Annotated in this window: 17 protein-coding genes; 7 read left to right on the forward strand and 10 right to left on the reverse strand. The window is 55.8% G+C overall.

Annotation, left to right across the window (positions count from 1 at the left end):
- Nucleotides 1-21 precede the first annotated feature (21 nt).
- The 4 genes from dctP (at nt 22) to OM794_RS19620 (ending at nt 3,764) form a co-directional block, all read left to right on the forward strand.
- Complete coding sequence (gene dctP, locus OM794_RS19605; protein WP_226246775.1) at nt 22-1,056, forward strand: TRAP transporter substrate-binding protein DctP; 1,035 nt, start codon at nt 22-24, stop codon at nt 1,054-1,056.
- Nucleotides 1,057-1,193: 137 nt separating this feature from the next.
- On the forward strand, nt 1,194-1,685 hold the full coding sequence (locus tag OM794_RS19610; RefSeq protein ID WP_226246774.1) for a TRAP transporter small permease: 492 nt from the start codon (nt 1,194-1,196) through the stop codon (nt 1,683-1,685).
- 19 nt (nt 1,686-1,704) lie between these two features.
- Nucleotides 1,705-2,979, forward strand: coding sequence for a TRAP transporter large permease (locus tag OM794_RS19615; protein WP_226246773.1), 1,275 nt, complete (start codon nt 1,705-1,707; stop codon nt 2,977-2,979).
- 20 nt (nt 2,980-2,999) lie between these two features.
- On the forward strand, nt 3,000-3,764 hold the full coding sequence (locus tag OM794_RS19620) for a M15 family metallopeptidase (protein ID WP_265153977.1): 765 nt from the start codon (nt 3,000-3,002) through the stop codon (nt 3,762-3,764).
- A gap of 63 nt (nt 3,765-3,827) precedes the next feature.
- On the opposite strand, the gene OM794_RS19625 is transcribed toward OM794_RS19620, so the two are convergent.
- The 6 genes from OM794_RS19625 to OM794_RS19650 all read right to left on the reverse strand — a co-directional run bounded on the left by OM794_RS19625 (nt 3,828) and on the right by OM794_RS19650 (nt 7,329).
- Nucleotides 3,828-4,046 carry a type II toxin-antitoxin system RelE/ParE family toxin gene (locus tag OM794_RS19625; RefSeq protein WP_226246771.1) on the reverse strand — a complete coding sequence of 73 codons (219 nt, stop codon included), beginning with the start codon at nt 4,044-4,046 and terminating at the stop codon, nt 3,828-3,830.
- On the reverse strand, nt 4,033-4,218 hold the full coding sequence (locus OM794_RS19630; protein ID WP_226246770.1) for a stability determinant: 186 nt from the start codon (nt 4,216-4,218) through the stop codon (nt 4,033-4,035). Before OM794_RS19630 ends, OM794_RS19625 begins: the two co-directional genes overlap by 14 nt.
- A gap of 80 nt (nt 4,219-4,298) precedes the next feature.
- A complete protein-coding gene (locus OM794_RS19635) occupies nt 4,299-5,066 on the reverse strand; it encodes an amino acid ABC transporter ATP-binding protein (protein WP_226246769.1) in 768 nt (255 codons plus the stop codon).
- Entirely contained in the window at nt 5,059-5,724 is a 666-nt protein-coding gene (locus tag OM794_RS19640) for an amino acid ABC transporter permease (RefSeq protein ID WP_226246768.1), read from the reverse strand. Before OM794_RS19640 ends, OM794_RS19635 begins: the two co-directional genes overlap by 8 nt.
- A 23-nt stretch (nt 5,725-5,747) precedes the next feature.
- Nucleotides 5,748-6,389, reverse strand: coding sequence for an amino acid ABC transporter permease (locus OM794_RS19645; protein WP_226246767.1), 642 nt, complete (start codon nt 6,387-6,389; stop codon nt 5,748-5,750).
- Between the two features lie 82 nt (nt 6,390-6,471).
- On the reverse strand, nt 6,472-7,329 hold the full coding sequence (locus OM794_RS19650; protein WP_226246766.1) for a transporter substrate-binding domain-containing protein: 858 nt from the start codon (nt 7,327-7,329) through the stop codon (nt 6,472-6,474).
- 260 nt (nt 7,330-7,589) lie between these two features.
- Here OM794_RS19650 and OM794_RS19655 point away from each other — a divergent pair, with 260 nt between their 5' ends.
- A complete protein-coding gene (locus tag OM794_RS19655; RefSeq protein ID WP_265153978.1) occupies nt 7,590-8,930 on the forward strand; it encodes a PLP-dependent aminotransferase family protein in 1,341 nt (446 codons plus the stop codon).
- Nucleotides 8,909-9,118, forward strand: a complete 210-nt coding sequence (locus OM794_RS19660) for a hypothetical protein (protein WP_265153979.1) — start codon at nt 8,909-8,911, stop codon at nt 9,116-9,118. Before OM794_RS19655 ends, OM794_RS19660 begins: the two co-directional genes overlap by 22 nt.
- Nucleotides 9,119-9,126: 8 nt before the next feature.
- On the opposite strand, the gene OM794_RS19665 is transcribed toward OM794_RS19660, so the two are convergent.
- On the reverse strand, nt 9,127-10,473 hold the full coding sequence (locus tag OM794_RS19665) for an aspartate aminotransferase family protein (RefSeq protein ID WP_226246764.1): 1,347 nt from the start codon (nt 10,471-10,473) through the stop codon (nt 9,127-9,129).
- 222 nt (nt 10,474-10,695) lie between these two features.
- On the opposite strand from OM794_RS19665, the gene OM794_RS19670 reads away from it, so the two are divergent.
- Nucleotides 10,696-11,457 (forward strand): SDR family NAD(P)-dependent oxidoreductase, encoded by a 762-nt coding sequence (locus OM794_RS19670; RefSeq protein ID WP_226246763.1) that lies wholly within the window; start codon nt 10,696-10,698, stop codon nt 11,455-11,457.
- On the opposite strand, the gene OM794_RS19675 is transcribed toward OM794_RS19670, so the two are convergent.
- Genes OM794_RS19675 through OM794_RS19685 form a run of 3 tightly spaced genes read right to left on the reverse strand, consistent with a single transcriptional unit; the run spans nt 11,454 to nt 16,656 of the window.
- Nucleotides 11,454-12,392: a GGDEF domain-containing protein gene (locus OM794_RS19675; protein ID WP_226246762.1), complete on the reverse strand. Its 939-nt coding sequence runs from the start codon at nt 12,390-12,392 to the stop codon at nt 11,454-11,456. The two genes, OM794_RS19670 and OM794_RS19675, sit on opposite strands and share 4 nt — an antisense overlap.
- Before the next feature lie 42 nt (nt 12,393-12,434).
- On the reverse strand, nt 12,435-15,509 hold the full coding sequence (locus OM794_RS19680; protein WP_226246761.1) for an efflux RND transporter permease subunit: 3,075 nt from the start codon (nt 15,507-15,509) through the stop codon (nt 12,435-12,437).
- Nucleotides 15,496-16,656 (reverse strand): efflux RND transporter periplasmic adaptor subunit, encoded by a 1,161-nt coding sequence (locus OM794_RS19685; RefSeq protein WP_226246760.1) that lies wholly within the window; start codon nt 16,654-16,656, stop codon nt 15,496-15,498. Before OM794_RS19685 ends, OM794_RS19680 begins: the two co-directional genes overlap by 14 nt.
- Nucleotides 16,657-16,737 lie beyond the last annotated feature (81 nt).

Here is a 16,737-nt window from a genome sequence, read left to right on the forward strand (position 1 = left end):
CAATAAACCAGGAGACTTACGATGTTTACTCAGCACTTTTCACCCAAACGACTCATCTCGGCTTGCCTGATTGGCTCTGCCATGATGGCAGGGAACACGCTTGCAGCCACCACCATTAATCTGAGTTACAACGGTGCCCCAGATCCCGAAAAGAATGCTGTCCACGTCTTTGCAGAGAACCTTAAAACGTTGGTAGACGAAAAAACTGACGGTGAGATTCAGCTGGAACTCTATCCGAATAGCATGCTGGGTGAAGAAGAGGAGCGCATGGAACAAACCATGAATACGCCAATGCTCAATGTGGCGTCATTTGCGGGTGTCTCTCCTCTTGTTGATGAAATCTTCGTTAGCGCTATTCCGTTTCTGTTCGACGATTTTTCTGCAGCCCACACTTTCTTCGATGAGGGTGAGTATTGGCAGGAAGTCAGCAACGCTCTGCAGGAGCGTGCGGGGATCGATATGCTAGCCGTTGTGGAAGAGGGCGGCTTTTTGGCGTTCACTAATAACGAAAGGCCAATCAGCCATCCTGACGACTTCGAAGGACTCCGCTTCCGCGCCATGGATCCTAGCCAGGTCGCTCTCTATGAGGCCTTCGGCGCCTCCGGCACGCCCATCCCCTGGACAGAAACCTACATGGCACTGCGCACCGGAGTAGCTGACGGCCAAATGAACCCGCCGATGTATATCATCCTAGGCAGCCTTTACGAAGTGCAGGACTATCTGACCCTCGCCAATATCCAGTACTCCGACCAATTCCTGGTAGGCAACAGCGAAATGATCGCGGGTTGGGATGATGAGCTTCGTAGCGCCTTTATGGAGGCCGTCGCCGAAGCCAATCACAATGCCCGTGAGCATAACGAAGAGCAGGTCGAGGCGCGTATTGCCTATCTGGAAGAACAAGGTATGGAAGTGATTCGCCCTTCTGAAGAGGAGCTCGACGCTTTCCGCGAAATCGGCCAGCCTGCTTACCTTGAGTGGCTCGGTGAGCGTGATATCGAGCAACGCTGGATAGATATGGCGTTGGAAGATGCAGGCATGAGCGAACTGCTCGACTAACGGCTGTTAACACCGTTGCAAAACAGGGGCTGGTACCTTACCGGCCCCCTATTTTCCGTACTTAATATCCCAGTACTTAATATCCCAGTACTTAATGTTCTAGTGCTTAACGTTTCTGTGCTTCATGGAAGGCTGCCATGTTTAATACGCTTCGATCCCGTCTTTTAGCGATCAGCCGCCCTGTTACCCTTACGCTTGCGGGCGCGCTGATATCTCTCAATGTTGCGGCCATTCTATATGGTGTGTTTTCCCGCTATATCGCCGGTGGCGCCCCCATCTGGACAGATGAACTGTCGCGTTTCTTAATTATCGCCACGGTGATGCTTGCGGCAGGGGCTGTCTGGTCGGAAGGAGGGCATATGCGCGTTGGGCTGTTGGAGAAACTGCTGCCCACCCCCTTCGCTCGTTTGCTCAATGTGTACCAGTGGGTACTCACTCTGCTGATTGCCGCAGGGGGAGCATGGGTAAGCTACCGCTATGCACTCTCGGTCAGCATGTTTACCACTTCTGGGCTTGGCATTAGCCGCACGGTGCCACTGCTCTCGCTACCCTTGGGCTTTTTACTACTCGCTTGGCACGTGCTTCTTTATGGCCCTGCGCCGCTCAAGACCGTTGAGGACTCTTTATGAAGACCGTTGAGGACTCTTTATGATTTTAACTATGCTGGCGGTGTTCCTAGGCCACGTTTTGCTTGGGCTGCCTCTGTTTATCGCGCTGCTGACCACCGCGATAGTAGGCTTTCTGTTTGTCGATCCTTCGATGATTCCGCGTATGTTGCCCCAGCAATTCTTTAGCGGTATCAATGTTTTCTCCCTGATGGCTATTCCGTTATTTATCTTTGCTGGCAACCTGATGAACGTCAGCGGCTTAACCGAACGCTTGATGGGGCTCGCCCGCCTGATGGTAGGGCATTTGCGGGGCGGCATGGGTCATGTCAATGTGGTTTCAAGCGTATTCTTCGCAGGCGTCAACGGCTCAGCGGTGGCGGACACCTCGGCACTTGGGTCGCTGTTAGTGCCTGCCATGGAGAAGGAGGGCTACTCACGGGCCTTTGCCGCTGGATTGACCGCCGGCAGTTCGTTAATCGGCCCGATTATTCCACCCAGTATCTTTATGATCCTTTATGCCTCACTGACCAACACCTCGGTAGGCGATCTATTTCTGGCGGGCGTCGTGCCGGGTCTGCTGCTGGGGGTTGCCTTTATGGGCATGAACGCTTGGTATGCCTGGTGCCACCGGTTACCCAAAAGTGGTCAGTTACCCTCACTCGGCCAACTTGGCATAGCCTTCGTAGCCGCCCTGCCTGCACTTATCGCCCCCTTCATTATCGTTGCGGGCATTGTGCTGGGCTTTGTAACGCCGACCGAGTCGGGCGCGTTGACAGCGCTGTATGTGGCCCTGTGTGGTTTCGTGCTGGGAGGGTTACGTGTTAAAGAGTGCTGGCAAGCCATCGTCGATACGGCGCGCTTAACGTCAGCGATTTTTCTCATTATGGCAGCCTCGGCGACGATTAGCTGGCTGCTCTCTTATGCGCAGGTGCCCGCGCAATTTGTCTCGCTTTTATCCCCTTACATAGACAACGCAGTAGTGATTCTGCTGCTACTGAGTGCCATTACCTTTATAACGGGCATGTTTATGGAAGAGGTGTCGGCGTTGATGCTACTGACGCCTATCTTTGCGCCAGTGGCCATGATGGCGGGTATCGATCCCATTCACCTGGGCGTCATCATCACGCTGAACATTACCATTGCATTGATCACGCCACCCTTGGGCGCCTGTGTGTTTGTGGCTGCCGCGGTCAGTCGACTAGAGATAGTGTCACTGTTCAGAACCATTTGGCCCTTTGTGCTGACGGCGATTGCGGTGCTTATTCTATTAATCTTTTTTCCATCGCTGACGCTATGGCTGCCGACTCAATTTTGATAACACCCTCTTTGGATAACATGATGCCTTTGAACACACTCTTGAAGGCTTTGCCGCCGATACCCAGCCACCCAGCCCCCTGCTGGGAGGAGTTGCGCCGCGCACCTATTGAAGATAACGGCGAGCGCCTGGTACCGATGAGCCTCGCCCCGACACCGGTCAGCGTGTTCCCCGCCTATGCTCGGCTGGGCATTCCAGGTGCAGTACCGGAGTGTTTTGTACGTGAGGGGGTTTATCGGGCGTTACTCGCTGCGGCTCGCAGTTTACCCGACGGCATCGGTTTAATCGTCCTCGACGGTTGGCGGCCATGGCGGGTGCAGCAGTACTTGTTTGATACCCTGCATGAAGCCATTCACCACCACCAGCCTGACCTCAGCGAAGCGGAGTTACTGGAGCGTACAAGAGAGTTTGTATCGGTGCCCAGCCGCGACCCTTTCGCCCCCAGCCCGCACCTAACCGGCGGTGCCGTCGATGTCACGCTATGTGATGCTGATGGCCTACCGCTGGATATGGGCACCCTGTTTGATGAAGCGATTCCCGCCTCCCATAGCGACTATTTCGAAACGCTGGAAACGCTTACCCCGCAGCAACATAAGGCGCGAGATCACCGCCGCCTGCTGTATCACACCCTGCATCAGCAAGGCTTTACCAACCTGCCCAGCGAGTGGTGGCACTTCGACTATGGCGATCAATTATGGGCCTACTACGGGTCGCATGATCATGCCGTTTACGGCCCGGCAGAGCTGGATACCATTGAGAACCGCTGGCGAAGGCAGTTGGGGTAATTATTAGCTAAGGGTATTCCTGACGTGCGTGCAGGACGTTAACTATCTCAATACAGCCTGCTGCTAAGCGGTAAACCACAATATAGTTGGGGTGCACACAGCTTCTCGGGTACCCGCAACGCGACCTGGGCGATACAGGTAGGGATGCTGAGGTAGCGCCTCGGTCGCTTCTTCAATGGCTTGATAAAGTGCTTCGGCGGCGTAGGGATTACGTTGGCTGAGATAGTCGAGGATCGCCCACAGCGATTCGCGGGCTTGGGGGCGCCACTCAACTAGCAGCATCGCGACGTTTAGCGATCAATTCACGCATTTCACCCATCACGTCATCGTGGGGGATTGAAGGCCTTGGATCATCCAAGCTGGCTTGCACACGCTCGCAGAACCAGCGTTGGTAGCTGTCTGCCTGCTCCTGAGTTTCAAATTCGCTGACAATTGGATCCAGTGGGGTGCTCATTACGCGCCTCCTGTATATATTTTCTTCAGTCTAGTGCAATGCCCCCTCTCTGTCAGCATGGATGACGCCGTTGAAGCTGCTCACACCGCAGGCGCTTCAAGTTCCAAAAAACGCCGTACTCGGTCGGTTTTAGGGTTCTCAAAGAACTCGCTGGGGTGGGATTTTTCGATAATGATGCCTTTATCGAGGAACACTACCTGGTCGGAGACCGCTCGGGCAAACTCCATTTCGTGGGTCACCAGCACCATGGTGTAGCCTTCTTTGGAGAGGTCTTTGATCACCCCAAGCACTTCCCCCACCAGCTCGGGGTCGAGGGCTGAAGTGGGCTCATCGAACAGCATCACTTTAGGCTGCATGGCCAGCGCCCGGGCAATCGCGACCCGCTGCTTCTGCCCGCCTGAAAGCGTGTAAGGGTACTGCTCGCGTTTGTCGGCCATGCCGACTTTTTCGAGCAGCGCCATGGCCCGCTCTTCTGCCTCGGCTTTACTTAGGCCCTGAACGTGAATAGGCGCCTCGGTGACATTCCGCAATACATTGAGGTGGGGCCAGAGGTTAAAGCTCTGAAACACCATGCCCAAGCGCGCGCGCATGCCTGCCAGCTCACGGCGCGACATGTGTTTTCCTGTGTCACTCACGCCGATGCGATCACCAGCAATACGGATGTCGCCCCGGTCGGGCTGTTCGAGCCAGTTAATGCAGCGTAACAGGGTCGATTTACCCGAGCCCGATGAGCCCAAAATACTCACCACTTCTCCAGGCTGCACTTCCAGCGATACATCCCGAAGCACCTCAATGCCATCGAAACTTTTGGAAAGATTACGAATACTAACAGCGGCGGTCTCAGGCATTTTCGAATCCTCGCTTGGCGCCAAAACGGCCAATCATTTTGATAAACAGTTCTAAACCAATACTGATCAGCCAGTAGAAGCCGATCACCACGATGAACGCTTCCATGGGAATGAAGTAGGTGCTCGACAAACTGCTTGCTGCCGCAGTGAGTTCGCGCACGGTGATAATCACCAGAAAGGCGGTGTCTTTGAGTAGGATAATCAACTGATTGCCCAATAAGCCGCGAGTTTTCAAAATCAGCTGCGGCAAGATAATGCGCATAAACATTTGAGGCTGAGAAAATCCTTGGGCGATGGCGGCCTCTACTTGCCCTTGGGCAAAAGTGGCGCGGCAGCCACGCAGGATCTCGGCAAAGTAAGCACCGTGGTAAATCACCAGGGCGATAATCCCGGCCGTCCAGGCACTCATGCGGATGCCTGCACTGGGCAGGCCGTAATACAGAAGGTAGGCCAGGATCAAAAATGGCAGCATACGCATACCATCGATAAAGATCCGCAGCGGAACCTTTAACCGTGGTCGGGAGCCCTCCAATAAAAACACCACGGCGCTGCCCATTAAAAACGCCAGCGCGGCGGATAAACCAAACAGTTTTAAGGTGTTATAAAAACCACTTAAAAACACATCGTAAGATGACCAAAGAATTTCCCAGTTGCTCATAATGGCTTCCTATAACGACCACCTTAGACGGCGAGTCGACTGGCTTTGCGCTCGGCCACGCGTTGAAACCACACCAACAGACTGATAATCAGCATATACAGCGCCGCAGCCGCTAAGATGGGTGGCAGTGGGTCGTAGGTCACCGCTGAAATGCGGTTGGTCACCCGGGTAAGGTCGACCACGCCGATGACGGCAATGGCGGGGCTGCCTTTGATCAGAAACGACATCTCATTGACCAGGCCCGGCAGGCTGGTAATGGTAATTTGTGGCAGCATAATGCGGCGGAAATAGACCCATGGGGTCATCCCAATCGCCAGCGCCGCTTCACGCTGTTCTTTGGAGAAATTATTAAAGGCAGAGCGCCATATTTCGGCGTTAAAAGCAGTGGTATTGAGGGTTAACGCAATAATACCGGCCACATTGCGATTGAGATTAATGCCCATGGTCGGCGCGGTTAAGAAAATAAACAGCACCAGCGTTACCAGCGGCGTTGCTCGCGCCAAGCTAATGTAGACGCCTAGCAGTTGATGCAAAACAGGAATTTTTGCCACTCTAAGCAGTGCAATCAAAAGTCCCATTACCACACCAATGGCAATGGAGATGCCGGATATCCACAGCGTTGTCCAGGCACCCTGAATGAGAAGTCCCCATGCGCTACTGTCCATGCTCACTCACCCCCTGATTCGCTTGATGAAATAACAACAGCCGCCCAGATAACGCTCCTGGGCGGCAGGCGAAGGTGATGGCTTACATACCGGCCATTTCGTGGAACTCTTCTACTGAGGTGATCGGGGTTGTCGGCAGGTCGTCAAAGGACTCGCCAAACCACTTTTCCTGCAGTTCGGCTAGGCGGCCGGAATCGCGCAGATGGCTCATAAAGTCGGTGATATAGGCCAGCAGTTCGGGGCTGTCTTTAGGCATCGGCCAGGCTACGAAGCCTGGGCCGGAGACAGCTTGGCCCGCTTCAAACACATCAGGGCGTTCACGGATTAGGTCATTCACCGGCACGATGGAGTTAATTACGTAATCGACACGACCATTGGCCAGGTCAGCGTAGATTTCTGGATAGGCCTCATACTCCATTACATCGCCCAGCTCGCCACCGCTCTCTTCCAGCATGGCTTCCAACTCTGGCAGCCGCGATAGCAGTGCACTGCCCGCCTGAACGCCTAGCGTCATACCGCTTAAATCTTCAACGCTATTGATACGGTCATCACCTGCCCGCTTGATGTAAAAGTGCTGAGCCGAGGCAAACGGCGGCGCGTAGTTAAATACCCGCAGGCGTTCATCGGTCACTGATGCACCGGTAAGCGCCATATCGTACTGGCCCGATGACACCGAGGCTAAAAGGCCTGTCCAGGGCAGAATATCCTGGCGGATTTCGAAGTCCGCGTACTCCTCCAGTTCGATCAATATATCCTTGATAAAGCCGTCGGGGTCGCTGCCGCTCATAAAGTTAAACGGCGCATAGTTATCTTCGGTGGCCACGCTCATATAGCCGCGGCTCTCTATTTCTGCTAAATCCGCAGCGGAAACGGTCGGTGAAGCGCTTAAAGCAAGCGCACTGATACCTAATGCGGAGGCTAAGGCCGTTATTTTTTTCATCGTCTGATATTCCCTAGGTTTTAGAAAATCTCGTTTTAGAAAAGCTCGTTATAGAAATTACGTTGCAAAAACACTCGCCTGTTTCTGTATGCCGTGTGGCTGCCAACGTTTCGGCGACACGCAGGCGCTGACTTCACCCTAGATTTTTATCCTCTCAGCGATTAGAGCCAGTTAGCGCAAATTAACAGGACAGTTACCGCCCCCCATTACCGATATGAGAACTGGCACGAAAGATGCTTTGTTTAAGGAGAGATGCTTGAGTGACCGGGCTAGATGGCCAGGATTTTGAAGAGGAGATGTGCATGACATCGCTGTGTCTTGAGGTCGATCCTAACGCTGGCCCCTGCCTCCAAGAACAACTACGCAAAACGCTGTTAGAAGCCATTCGTGTGGGAAGTTTGGCCAGTGAGGATGCGCTCCCCTCCTGCCGCAAACTTTCGCAACAGTTGGGTATTTCACGTAATACGGTGGCGATTGTGTATGAAAAGCTGGTCGAGGATGGCTATCTAATCAGTCGCCCGCGTAGTGGCTACTATTTACACCCTGATTATAACGACCCTCCATCAACACTTGATTCATCACTATCAGCGTTAACCGACCCCTGTAACGACGCCGTAAGCGCACCAAACTGGCACAAACGCATTACTCAGCGCCCTACTAACTACCAGGGGATTCTCAAGCCCGGCAATTGGTCGGAATATGCTTATCCATTTATTTATGGTCAGTTAGATACGCGACTCTTCCCACTCGCTCAATGGCGCGATGTTTCCCGGCGTTTATTAAGCTCCCAACGTGATAAACCGTGGCTGCGCGACCGTATTGACCAGGACGATCCGCTGCTGATTGAGCAATTGCGCAAACGTATTTTGCCGCGCCGGGGTATTTTTGCTCGCCCAGAAGAGATATTGATCACCATGGGAACGCAAAATGCACTCTATTTGATTGCGCAGCTGCTCTGCCATCGGGGCACTCGCGTAGCCCTGGAATCTCCCGGTTACCGCGAAGCAATGAATGTGTTTGCCCAGCGCGGTGCCAGCCTGCAGTTGCAAACCGTGGATACGGAAGGCATGCGTCTTGAGGGGTCTCAGCAGTGTGACTATCTGTACGTCATGCCCAGTCATCAGGTGCCCACTGGTGTAACCATGAGCCGCGAGCGACGCGAAGCTCTACTGGCCCAGCTACCTCATCGCGACCAAATCGTGATTGAGGATGACTACGACGCCGAGATTCATGGCGACCAGTTCGCGCTGCCAGCCCTCAAAGCCAGCGCGCAGAGCGCGCGAATTATCTACATGGGCAGCTTATCCAAAGCACTTTCACCTGGGCTGCGCGTGGGTTATGTCGTGGCCGATGCTGAGGTGATCGACGAACTGCGAGCGCTGCGGCGCATGATGTACCGCCACCCACCCGCAGCGTTACAGCACCAGTTGGCGCAGTTTATTTCGCAAGGCTATTACGAGCGCTACCTCAAACTGCATGTGGAGGAGATCGACGGCGCCGGGACGCCATGCGAATTGCCATTGATCAGGCCTTGCCCAGCTGCCTCAGCCACAGCAGCAACCGCTCCAGCGCCTTCTGGATGGAAGCGGATGCGGGAATAGACACTCAGCGGCTAGCCTGGCATGCAGCCCAGCGGGGTGTGCTGATTGAACCCGGCTTCCAGCACTTCTTCGATGCCGCTCCGCCGCGGCGCTTTTTCCGCTTGGGATTTGGCGCCATCGAGAGGGAGCGCATCGACCCAGGCATACAGCGCCTGGGCCTCGCCTACGATAACGCCCTCAGCACTTAACTACTCCTCTAGCGTGATGCCGTATAGTTTTTCAATACGCGATCCAGAATGGCTAATCCCTCCTCCACTTCAGCAGCCGTCACAATACACGGCGGCACTACGTGGATACGGTTCTCAACGGTAAACACCAGTAGCCCGTTTTCCATCAATTGCTGCTTGAGTTTCAACACTTCAGCCCCTGGCAGTGGCGTTTTGTAAACCGGGTCACTGACGAGCTCTAAGGCGTGAAAAACGCCAACACCCCGCCAATCACCGATGAGGTCATATCGCTCGGCAAGCTGTTGCAACCCCTCGGCCAAGGGGCCGTTACCGATCTTATCGGCATTCTCGACCACGCCCTCATCTTCCATTGCATCCAGGGTCGCCACTATCGCCGCCATGGCCAACGGGTGGCCGGAATACGTCAGACCGCCGACAAAAAAGTGGTCATCGAAATAGCGTGAGATGGGTTCAGAGATAATCACGCCCCCAGCGGGTACATAGCCCGAGTTCACCCCTTTGGCGAAGACGATTAAGTCCGGCGCCATGTCGTAATGTTCAAATGCGAACCAGCGCCCCGTGCGACCGAAGCCAGCCATTACTTCATCGAGAATCAGCACAATGCCGAATTCATCGGCGAGTTTTCTCACACCCTGAAGATACGCCTTCGGAGGTAACAGCACGCCAGCAGTACCCGGGATGGTTTCTAGCAGGATGGCCGCGACCGCGTTAGCGCCTTCGCACTCAATCACCCGGGACAGGTGTTGCAACGCCCGCTCGCACTCCTCCTCTTCATTGCGCGCCCAAAACTCACTGCGATAAAGATAAGGGTTGAAGAAGTGCACATGGCCACTGGCATACTCATTAGGCACACGCCGCCAATCACCGGTGGCGGCAATCGCTGAACCGGTATTGCCGTGATAGGAGCGGTAGGCGGATAGTATTTTGCTTCGCCCGGTGTAAAGACGCGCCATGCGAATGGCGTTTTCATTGGCATCCGCGCCCGCGTTGGTAAAAAACACCTTACTAAACCCAGCGGGCGCTTTGGCAATAATACGCTTGGCCGCTTCACCCCGGGCTAAGTTGGCATGGGCCGGGGCAATGGTACACAAGTTCGCGGCCTGGGCTTGAATCGCGCTCACCACCTTGGGGTGCTGATGGCCAATATTGGTATTGACTAACTGACTGCTAAAATCCAAATACGAGTGCCCCAAATAGTCCCATACGCGACACCCTTCAGACCCCGCGATCACCATGGGGTCTAAACTGCCTTGCTGTGCCCAGGAGTGGAACACATACTGACGATCCAAGGTGTGTACATAAGTATTATCCACACCGCTTACGGGTGGATGTGAAGCGGCAATGTTGGTATTCATAGCAGGCACCCTGATTAATCCGTTAACAAATAGCGTGCTTGCCAGCCTAGTGAGTCAACCGCATAGGCTGTAGGGCCAGTCGTTACATACCAGAGGGACAGACGAGTGATGTCACAGTGACAGGCACTAACTGGCTCTAAAGGCTTGAACCAGCGTTACTTACAGTGATGTCAGAACTCGTCCCATCGCCTTTTAATCATTTGAATAACGTGGAGAGATGCTATGCCTAGCGTACTTATTACCGGAGCGACGTCAGGATTTGGTAAAGCGGCGGCCCAGCGGTTTGCCAAAGCAGGCTGGTCGTTGATATTAACCGGGCGACGCGTAGAGCGCCTCAAAGCCCTTGAAGAGGAGCTCTCTGGGCAGGTGCCCGTGCTGACACTGGCGCTGGATGTGCGCGACAGTGATGCGGTGACAGCGGCGATTAGTGATCTGCCAGAGGAGTTTCTGCCGCTCACCTGTTTGATCAACAATGCGGGATTGGCACTGGCACCGGAACCGGCGCAAAAGGTGGCGCTAGAGGATTGGCACACCATGATCGACACCAATATCACCGGGTTGGTCAATGTGACACACGCGGCGCTACCGCTACTGCTGAAAACCGGTAAAGGGGCGAGCATTCTCAATCTCGGTTCGGTGGCGGGGCAGTGGCCCTATCCTGGCGGGCATGTGTATGGCGCATCAAAAGCGTTCGTTCAACAGTTCAGCTATAACCTGCGCTGCGATCTGTTGGGTACTGGCGTGCGCGTCACCGATCTTGCCCCCGGCATGGCCGAAACCGAGTTCACGCTGGTTAGAACCAAAGGCAACCAGGCCGCTTCGGATGCGCTTTACCGAGGCACCACGCCGCTTCAAGCGGAAGATATTGCCGAGCAACTGTACTACCTGGCTACCCTACCCGACCATATCAACATCAATCGCTTGGAAATAATGACCGTTCGTCAGGCGTGGTCACCGTTCGCGATTGATCGCGACCAAGATTAAGCTTGCTTAACAGAAGGCAATAAGCCTCCCGTCGAAACTTGATCACGCCCTTCCTCTTTCGCGAGGTAAAGGGCGTTATCCACTCGCTTCATTAAACTTTTGACCGAATCTTGCGCATGCACCTCGACGACACCAAAACTGGCCGTAACACTGCCTTGAATAGGGAAAGCGGTGTGCTTAATCGCATCTCGAATTTTGTTAGCAAGGCGCACAGCCTGCTCAAGGGAGGTTTCAGGGGCTAATAACATAAACTCTTCACCACCCCAGCGTGCGCAACAATCCGCTTTCCGTAGATTGCGCTTCAGCAAATGGGCGAGCTCGACCAGCACTTGGTCACCGATATCGTGGCCATAGCCATCGTTAATGCTTTTAAAGAAATCGATATCCAGCATGATTAAAGAGAGGGGGCGAGCGTAGCGGCATTGGCGGTTGACCTCGCTTTTTAGCACCGCATCAAACTGTGACCTATTCACTAGTCCCGTTAGCATATCGGTGGTGGCTAGCCGCTCAAGCTGCGCCTCTTTTTCCATCTGCTCGGTCACATTGCGCTGGGTTAACACGAGTGTAATGCTGTCATTGTGGCGCACCCCCATCGCCGTAATTCGCCATTCAACATAGCGACGCGACCCATCATGGCGGCGATTGACTTCCAGCCCACCAATACCCTCGAAAAAACTTTCCGCATCATTGAGCAAGGGGTTCAGCGCATCGTGCAACTGGTCAACAATTTGCCGGTTGGCCGCCTCTTGCTGAACGATAATGGGCGCTGCTCCCAGCCAATCTTCACGGCTGCCACCCCAGAGCCGCTGATAGTCGGTATTAACATCGACAATATGAACGCCAGGCGAGCTTCCTTGAACACTGAGAATGGCCACTGCATGGCCGGGCTCTTCACCATCGGCGTCCTGCCCTGGTCTCGCATAGTGCTGATACATGCTATTTACTCATCCTTGTAAAATAGTCGTGAGGTCACGGCGCTAAAAGTCAGCTGGCCGTGATATCCATAGCCGGTAAAGCGCTGGGGTAAAGAAAAACGACACTAACGTCGCTAAGAGTAGTCCAAAACCAACCGTTTGCGCGAATGGTGGCCATAGTCCGCCGGAAGCCACCATCAGCGGTATTAAGCCTGCAAAGGTGGTGATCGTGGTCGAAACGATATGCCGGCTGGTGGGGCCACTGATCACCGCCAGCATGGCATCGATATCGCCTCGGCGGGCGGCTTCATCGTCATCCAAGGCGGCAATAATGATGATGGTGGCGTTAATCGCCACCCCCACCAGCCCCATGATGCCGACGATAATCACAAAGCCAAACGCATGCCCGCTTAGCAGCAGTGCCACAATGCCCATACCCATCGCCTGGGCGCCGGCAATAAATACGATGGCGGCACGGCGGAAGGAGTTAAATGCCAATACCACAGTGGCCACCATGGCGATGACCAGCAGCACCACCGAGGCAAGTAACTGGCCCACGGCTTCATCTCGCTCGGCGGCTTCACCACCGGTTTCGATACGGTAACCTGAAGGCAATTGAAACGCCCCGGACGCCAACGCCGCCTGAAGTTTGTCATCCAACTGGGCCATTGAGACCGCTGGCAGCGCATCAGCCACCAGGTAGCCTTGTACCAACTGTACCCGTTCCGCGTTACGGCGGGTAATCACGCTCCAGGCTGGGGTAAGCGATACCTCTGCCACCGCTGTCAGTGGCAGGCCCTCAGCCACCTGATCGCTCACCAGGCGTAGCGCCGCCAGCTGTTCAGCGCTCGTGCGCCAAGCATCAGCGTAGCGCACCCGTACGGGTAGTTGCTGTGTGTCTTCCAGCAGCATGCCTGCTGGTTGGCCCGAGAGCGCGGCCCCCACCTGCTCCGCTAACTGCTGCGGTGTTAGCCCCACATCACTCAGTGCCGTATGGTCGATATCCAGGGTTAACCTGGGCAAATCACGCTGCATGCCAGCGCGTACATGAGTCACCTGAGGCAGTTGATGCATTAGGGCCGCTAACTCAAGTCCCAGCGAAGAGAGCACTTCTAGATCATCACCATAGACACGTAGTTCAATGGGGGCTTTAAACGGCGGCCCCTGCTCATACTTGCGTACTACGCTTTGGGCCTGGGGGAAGCGCTGATCAAGCGCCTGCTGTAAGGCGGGCACCCGTTGGTTAGTGATTTGTAAAGACACCGTATCCACCACTAAGTGCAGAAATGCCGGGTTATTATCCTCATTGGTAAGCACGTTGTAGTACATCATTGGCGCGCTTTCACCAACAAACGCCGAGACGCGGGTGATGCCTGGCAGCTCACGAACCATCGCCTCGATCTCATGGGCCAGGGCTTCGCTGTTGGCCATACTGCTGGCAGGGGGCAGGCGCACCTCGATGTGAAACTGGTCGCGGTCGGCGGGTGGGAAGAACGCTACGTCCAGGGTGGGCATCAACGCCATGCCGCCCACCGGCACACATAGGGTGATGATCATCGCAGCCCAGGGGTGACGCAGCGCGCTGCGTACCGTTCGGCGGAAGCCGCGCTTGAGCATCCCACTGACACCGTTATTTCGAGGCGTTGGAGGTTTATCAGCGACCCTGGCTAACAGCATGGGTGACAGCGCGGGCACCAGCAGCAGCGAGACCAGATAGGAGCTTACCAACGCCACCATCACCGCCATGGCCAGGGGCCCCACAAACTCCCCAGCGGGCCCCGGCATCAGCACGATCGGCATAAACGCCAGAATGGTGGTCAAGGTGCTGGCCAGCAGCGGCACCGCTAAGTGGCGCAGCGTGTCCCGGGTAGCAGCAAGCGCTGAATCGCCTTTCAAAAAGCGCTCGCGCAGGGCGTTGGTCATCACAATAGCGTTATCGACCATCAGCCCCAGCGCCACGATAATACCGGTAATGCTCATCTGGTGAATATCGATACCCAGCGGCCTGAAGAGCGCCAGAGTGAGCAGGGCCGTGGCGGGAATCGCCAACCCCACCGTCACCGCCGAGCGCCAGCCCATGGTGAGGAACAGGATCGCCACCACCAGCACCAGCCCCATCAACAGGCTGCCTGCCACGTCACTTAAGCGCTGGTTGGTGTAACTGGCCTGCTCAAAAACCTCTTCAACCGCGATACCGACAGGCAACCCATCGGCAAATACTGCCAACTGCTCTTGTGCTTTTTCCACCCAGCTATCAATACGCTGGCCGGGTGCCATACGTGCACCCACAAACACCGCACGTTCGCCGTTTATCAGTGCCACCGCGGCGGGCGGGTCTTGCACGCCGCGGCGTAGCTCAGCCAACTCGCCAAGCCTGACGGTTTGCCCCTGACGAGTCGCCACTTCTATTTCGCGTAGCCTGTCGAGCGCATCGAACTCCCCGCTTAGCCCTACCGTTAGCCGGTGGCCATCGGTGATCACTTCACCTGCGGTACGTCGGCCATCGCTTGCCTCAATGGTGGCCGCTAACTGCCCAACGGAGAGCCCCAAGGCGTTCAGCTCAAGCGGATCAACCTTTACTTCTACCTGCTCCCCCGCCATGCCGAAGCGGTGGGTATACTCCGTGCCCGGGACGTTTCGAAACGCTGCTTCCAAGCGTTCAGCGTAGCGCTCCATCAGCTGGGGGTTGGGTGGGGAGTCCAGTGTCCAGCGCAGTGCGGCCACAATGCTAAATGCGTAGCCCCGATCATCCAGCAGCTCCGGCGTTTGCACGCCGTCAGGCAGTGTAGGGGCGACATCGGCCAGCTTGTCGCGCACGCGACTCCACACCGGCGTGACGTTGGTCACAGCATCCTCAAGCTCAAGGCTAATCACTGCAATGCCCTGGCGTGAGGTGGATTCCAGCACGTTAATCTCAGCGATAGTGCGTAGTTCATCCTCAATGGGTCGCGCCACCAAGGCTTCGACCTGCTCGGGGGTGGCGCCAGGGAAAGGCGCGAGAACAGTGGCCATGCGGGCTACCAAGTGAGGATCCTCCGCACGTGGCAACGTTTGAATAGCCGACAGCCCGGCAACCACGAGAAGGCCCAGGGCTAGCGCTAACAGTCGCCGGTTAAATAACCACTCAAGGCGCGTCATGGGCCACTTCCTCACTGAGCGTGACCTGCTGACCTGGCGTTACACGGTGGGTGCCACTGGTAATCAGCCGCATGCCCGGCGCCAGCGTGCCGCGCACAAAGGCTTGGTCGCCTTCACTATGCAGCAGTTCCACGCTGGCCTGGGCCACACGGTAGTGATCGTTCTCTAACGACTCGGCCACCAATACGTTCCACAGGCCACGGTCGGCGGCTTGCAGGGCATCCAACGGCACCCAGTAGCCGCTTGCGGGCTCCGTGATGGAATTACGCAGTTCTGCCAGATCGCCGGGCACGGCGTAGTCTGGGGCTTCCAGCGCTACCACCAGCGTCTGGGTGCGGCTGTCGCTATCAACCTGGGGGAGCCGGGCACGCACCACCCCGTTGACCTCCTCGCCGTTGACGTTCAGCGCAACGGCTTCGCCTGGGGTAAAGGTCGCGGCCAGTGCGGCAGGTAGGCCAAGATGCGCTTCTAACTGCTCGATATCGATAAGATCGAAAGCGGTCGTGCCGCTACTCACCAGGCTACCGACACTGACGTGGCGCTCAATCACTCGTCCGGCAAAGGGCGCTTTCAACGTACTGTCATCCAAATCGGCGGTAAGGCTATCGCGCTCGGCTGCCAGCGCCGCCAGGCGAGCCTGGAGGGTCAGTCGATCTGTCCGGGCCTGATCCAGCGCCGTGCGGCTGGCAAAGTTATTCTGGTTGAGCTGCGCTTCACGCTCCTCTTGGCGCTGAGCCAGGGCGAGGCTGGCACGAGCCTCATCACTGCGCGCTGCTACCTCCGCTAAGCGGCTTTCCAAGCGGCGGGTATCCAGCGTGGCAAGCACATCCCCCTGTTCCACTGCATCACCTCTGTCTGCCGACACAGTACTGACCCGCCCCGCGGGTTCGAACGCCAGCGATACCGACTGGCGCGCCAGCACACGACCGGTTAAACGCACATCGCGCTGCAGCTGCTCGGCTTGCTCCAGGGCCACTGTCACCACTTGTAGCAGGGCATTATCAGCGCCTTGCTGGCGGGCCTGCTGAGCACTGCTGTGCTGACTGGATAGAAAAGACACCGCCGCCAGTGTGGCACCTACCATCAACAGCGCCGCCAGCATGCCGCGAAACCGGTGGTTCCAGGAAGTTTTTAGAGAGGTGCCCATGTTGGCCTCGAAATGGTTTATTCTTGAACGATACCGTTCACTATAATATTTGTACGCCAACGTTCAATATTTATTTACCCA

The organism is Halomonas sp. BDJS001 (assembly GCF_026104355.1).
In the GTDB taxonomy this organism is placed as follows: Bacteria; Pseudomonadota; Gammaproteobacteria; order Pseudomonadales; family Halomonadaceae; genus Vreelandella.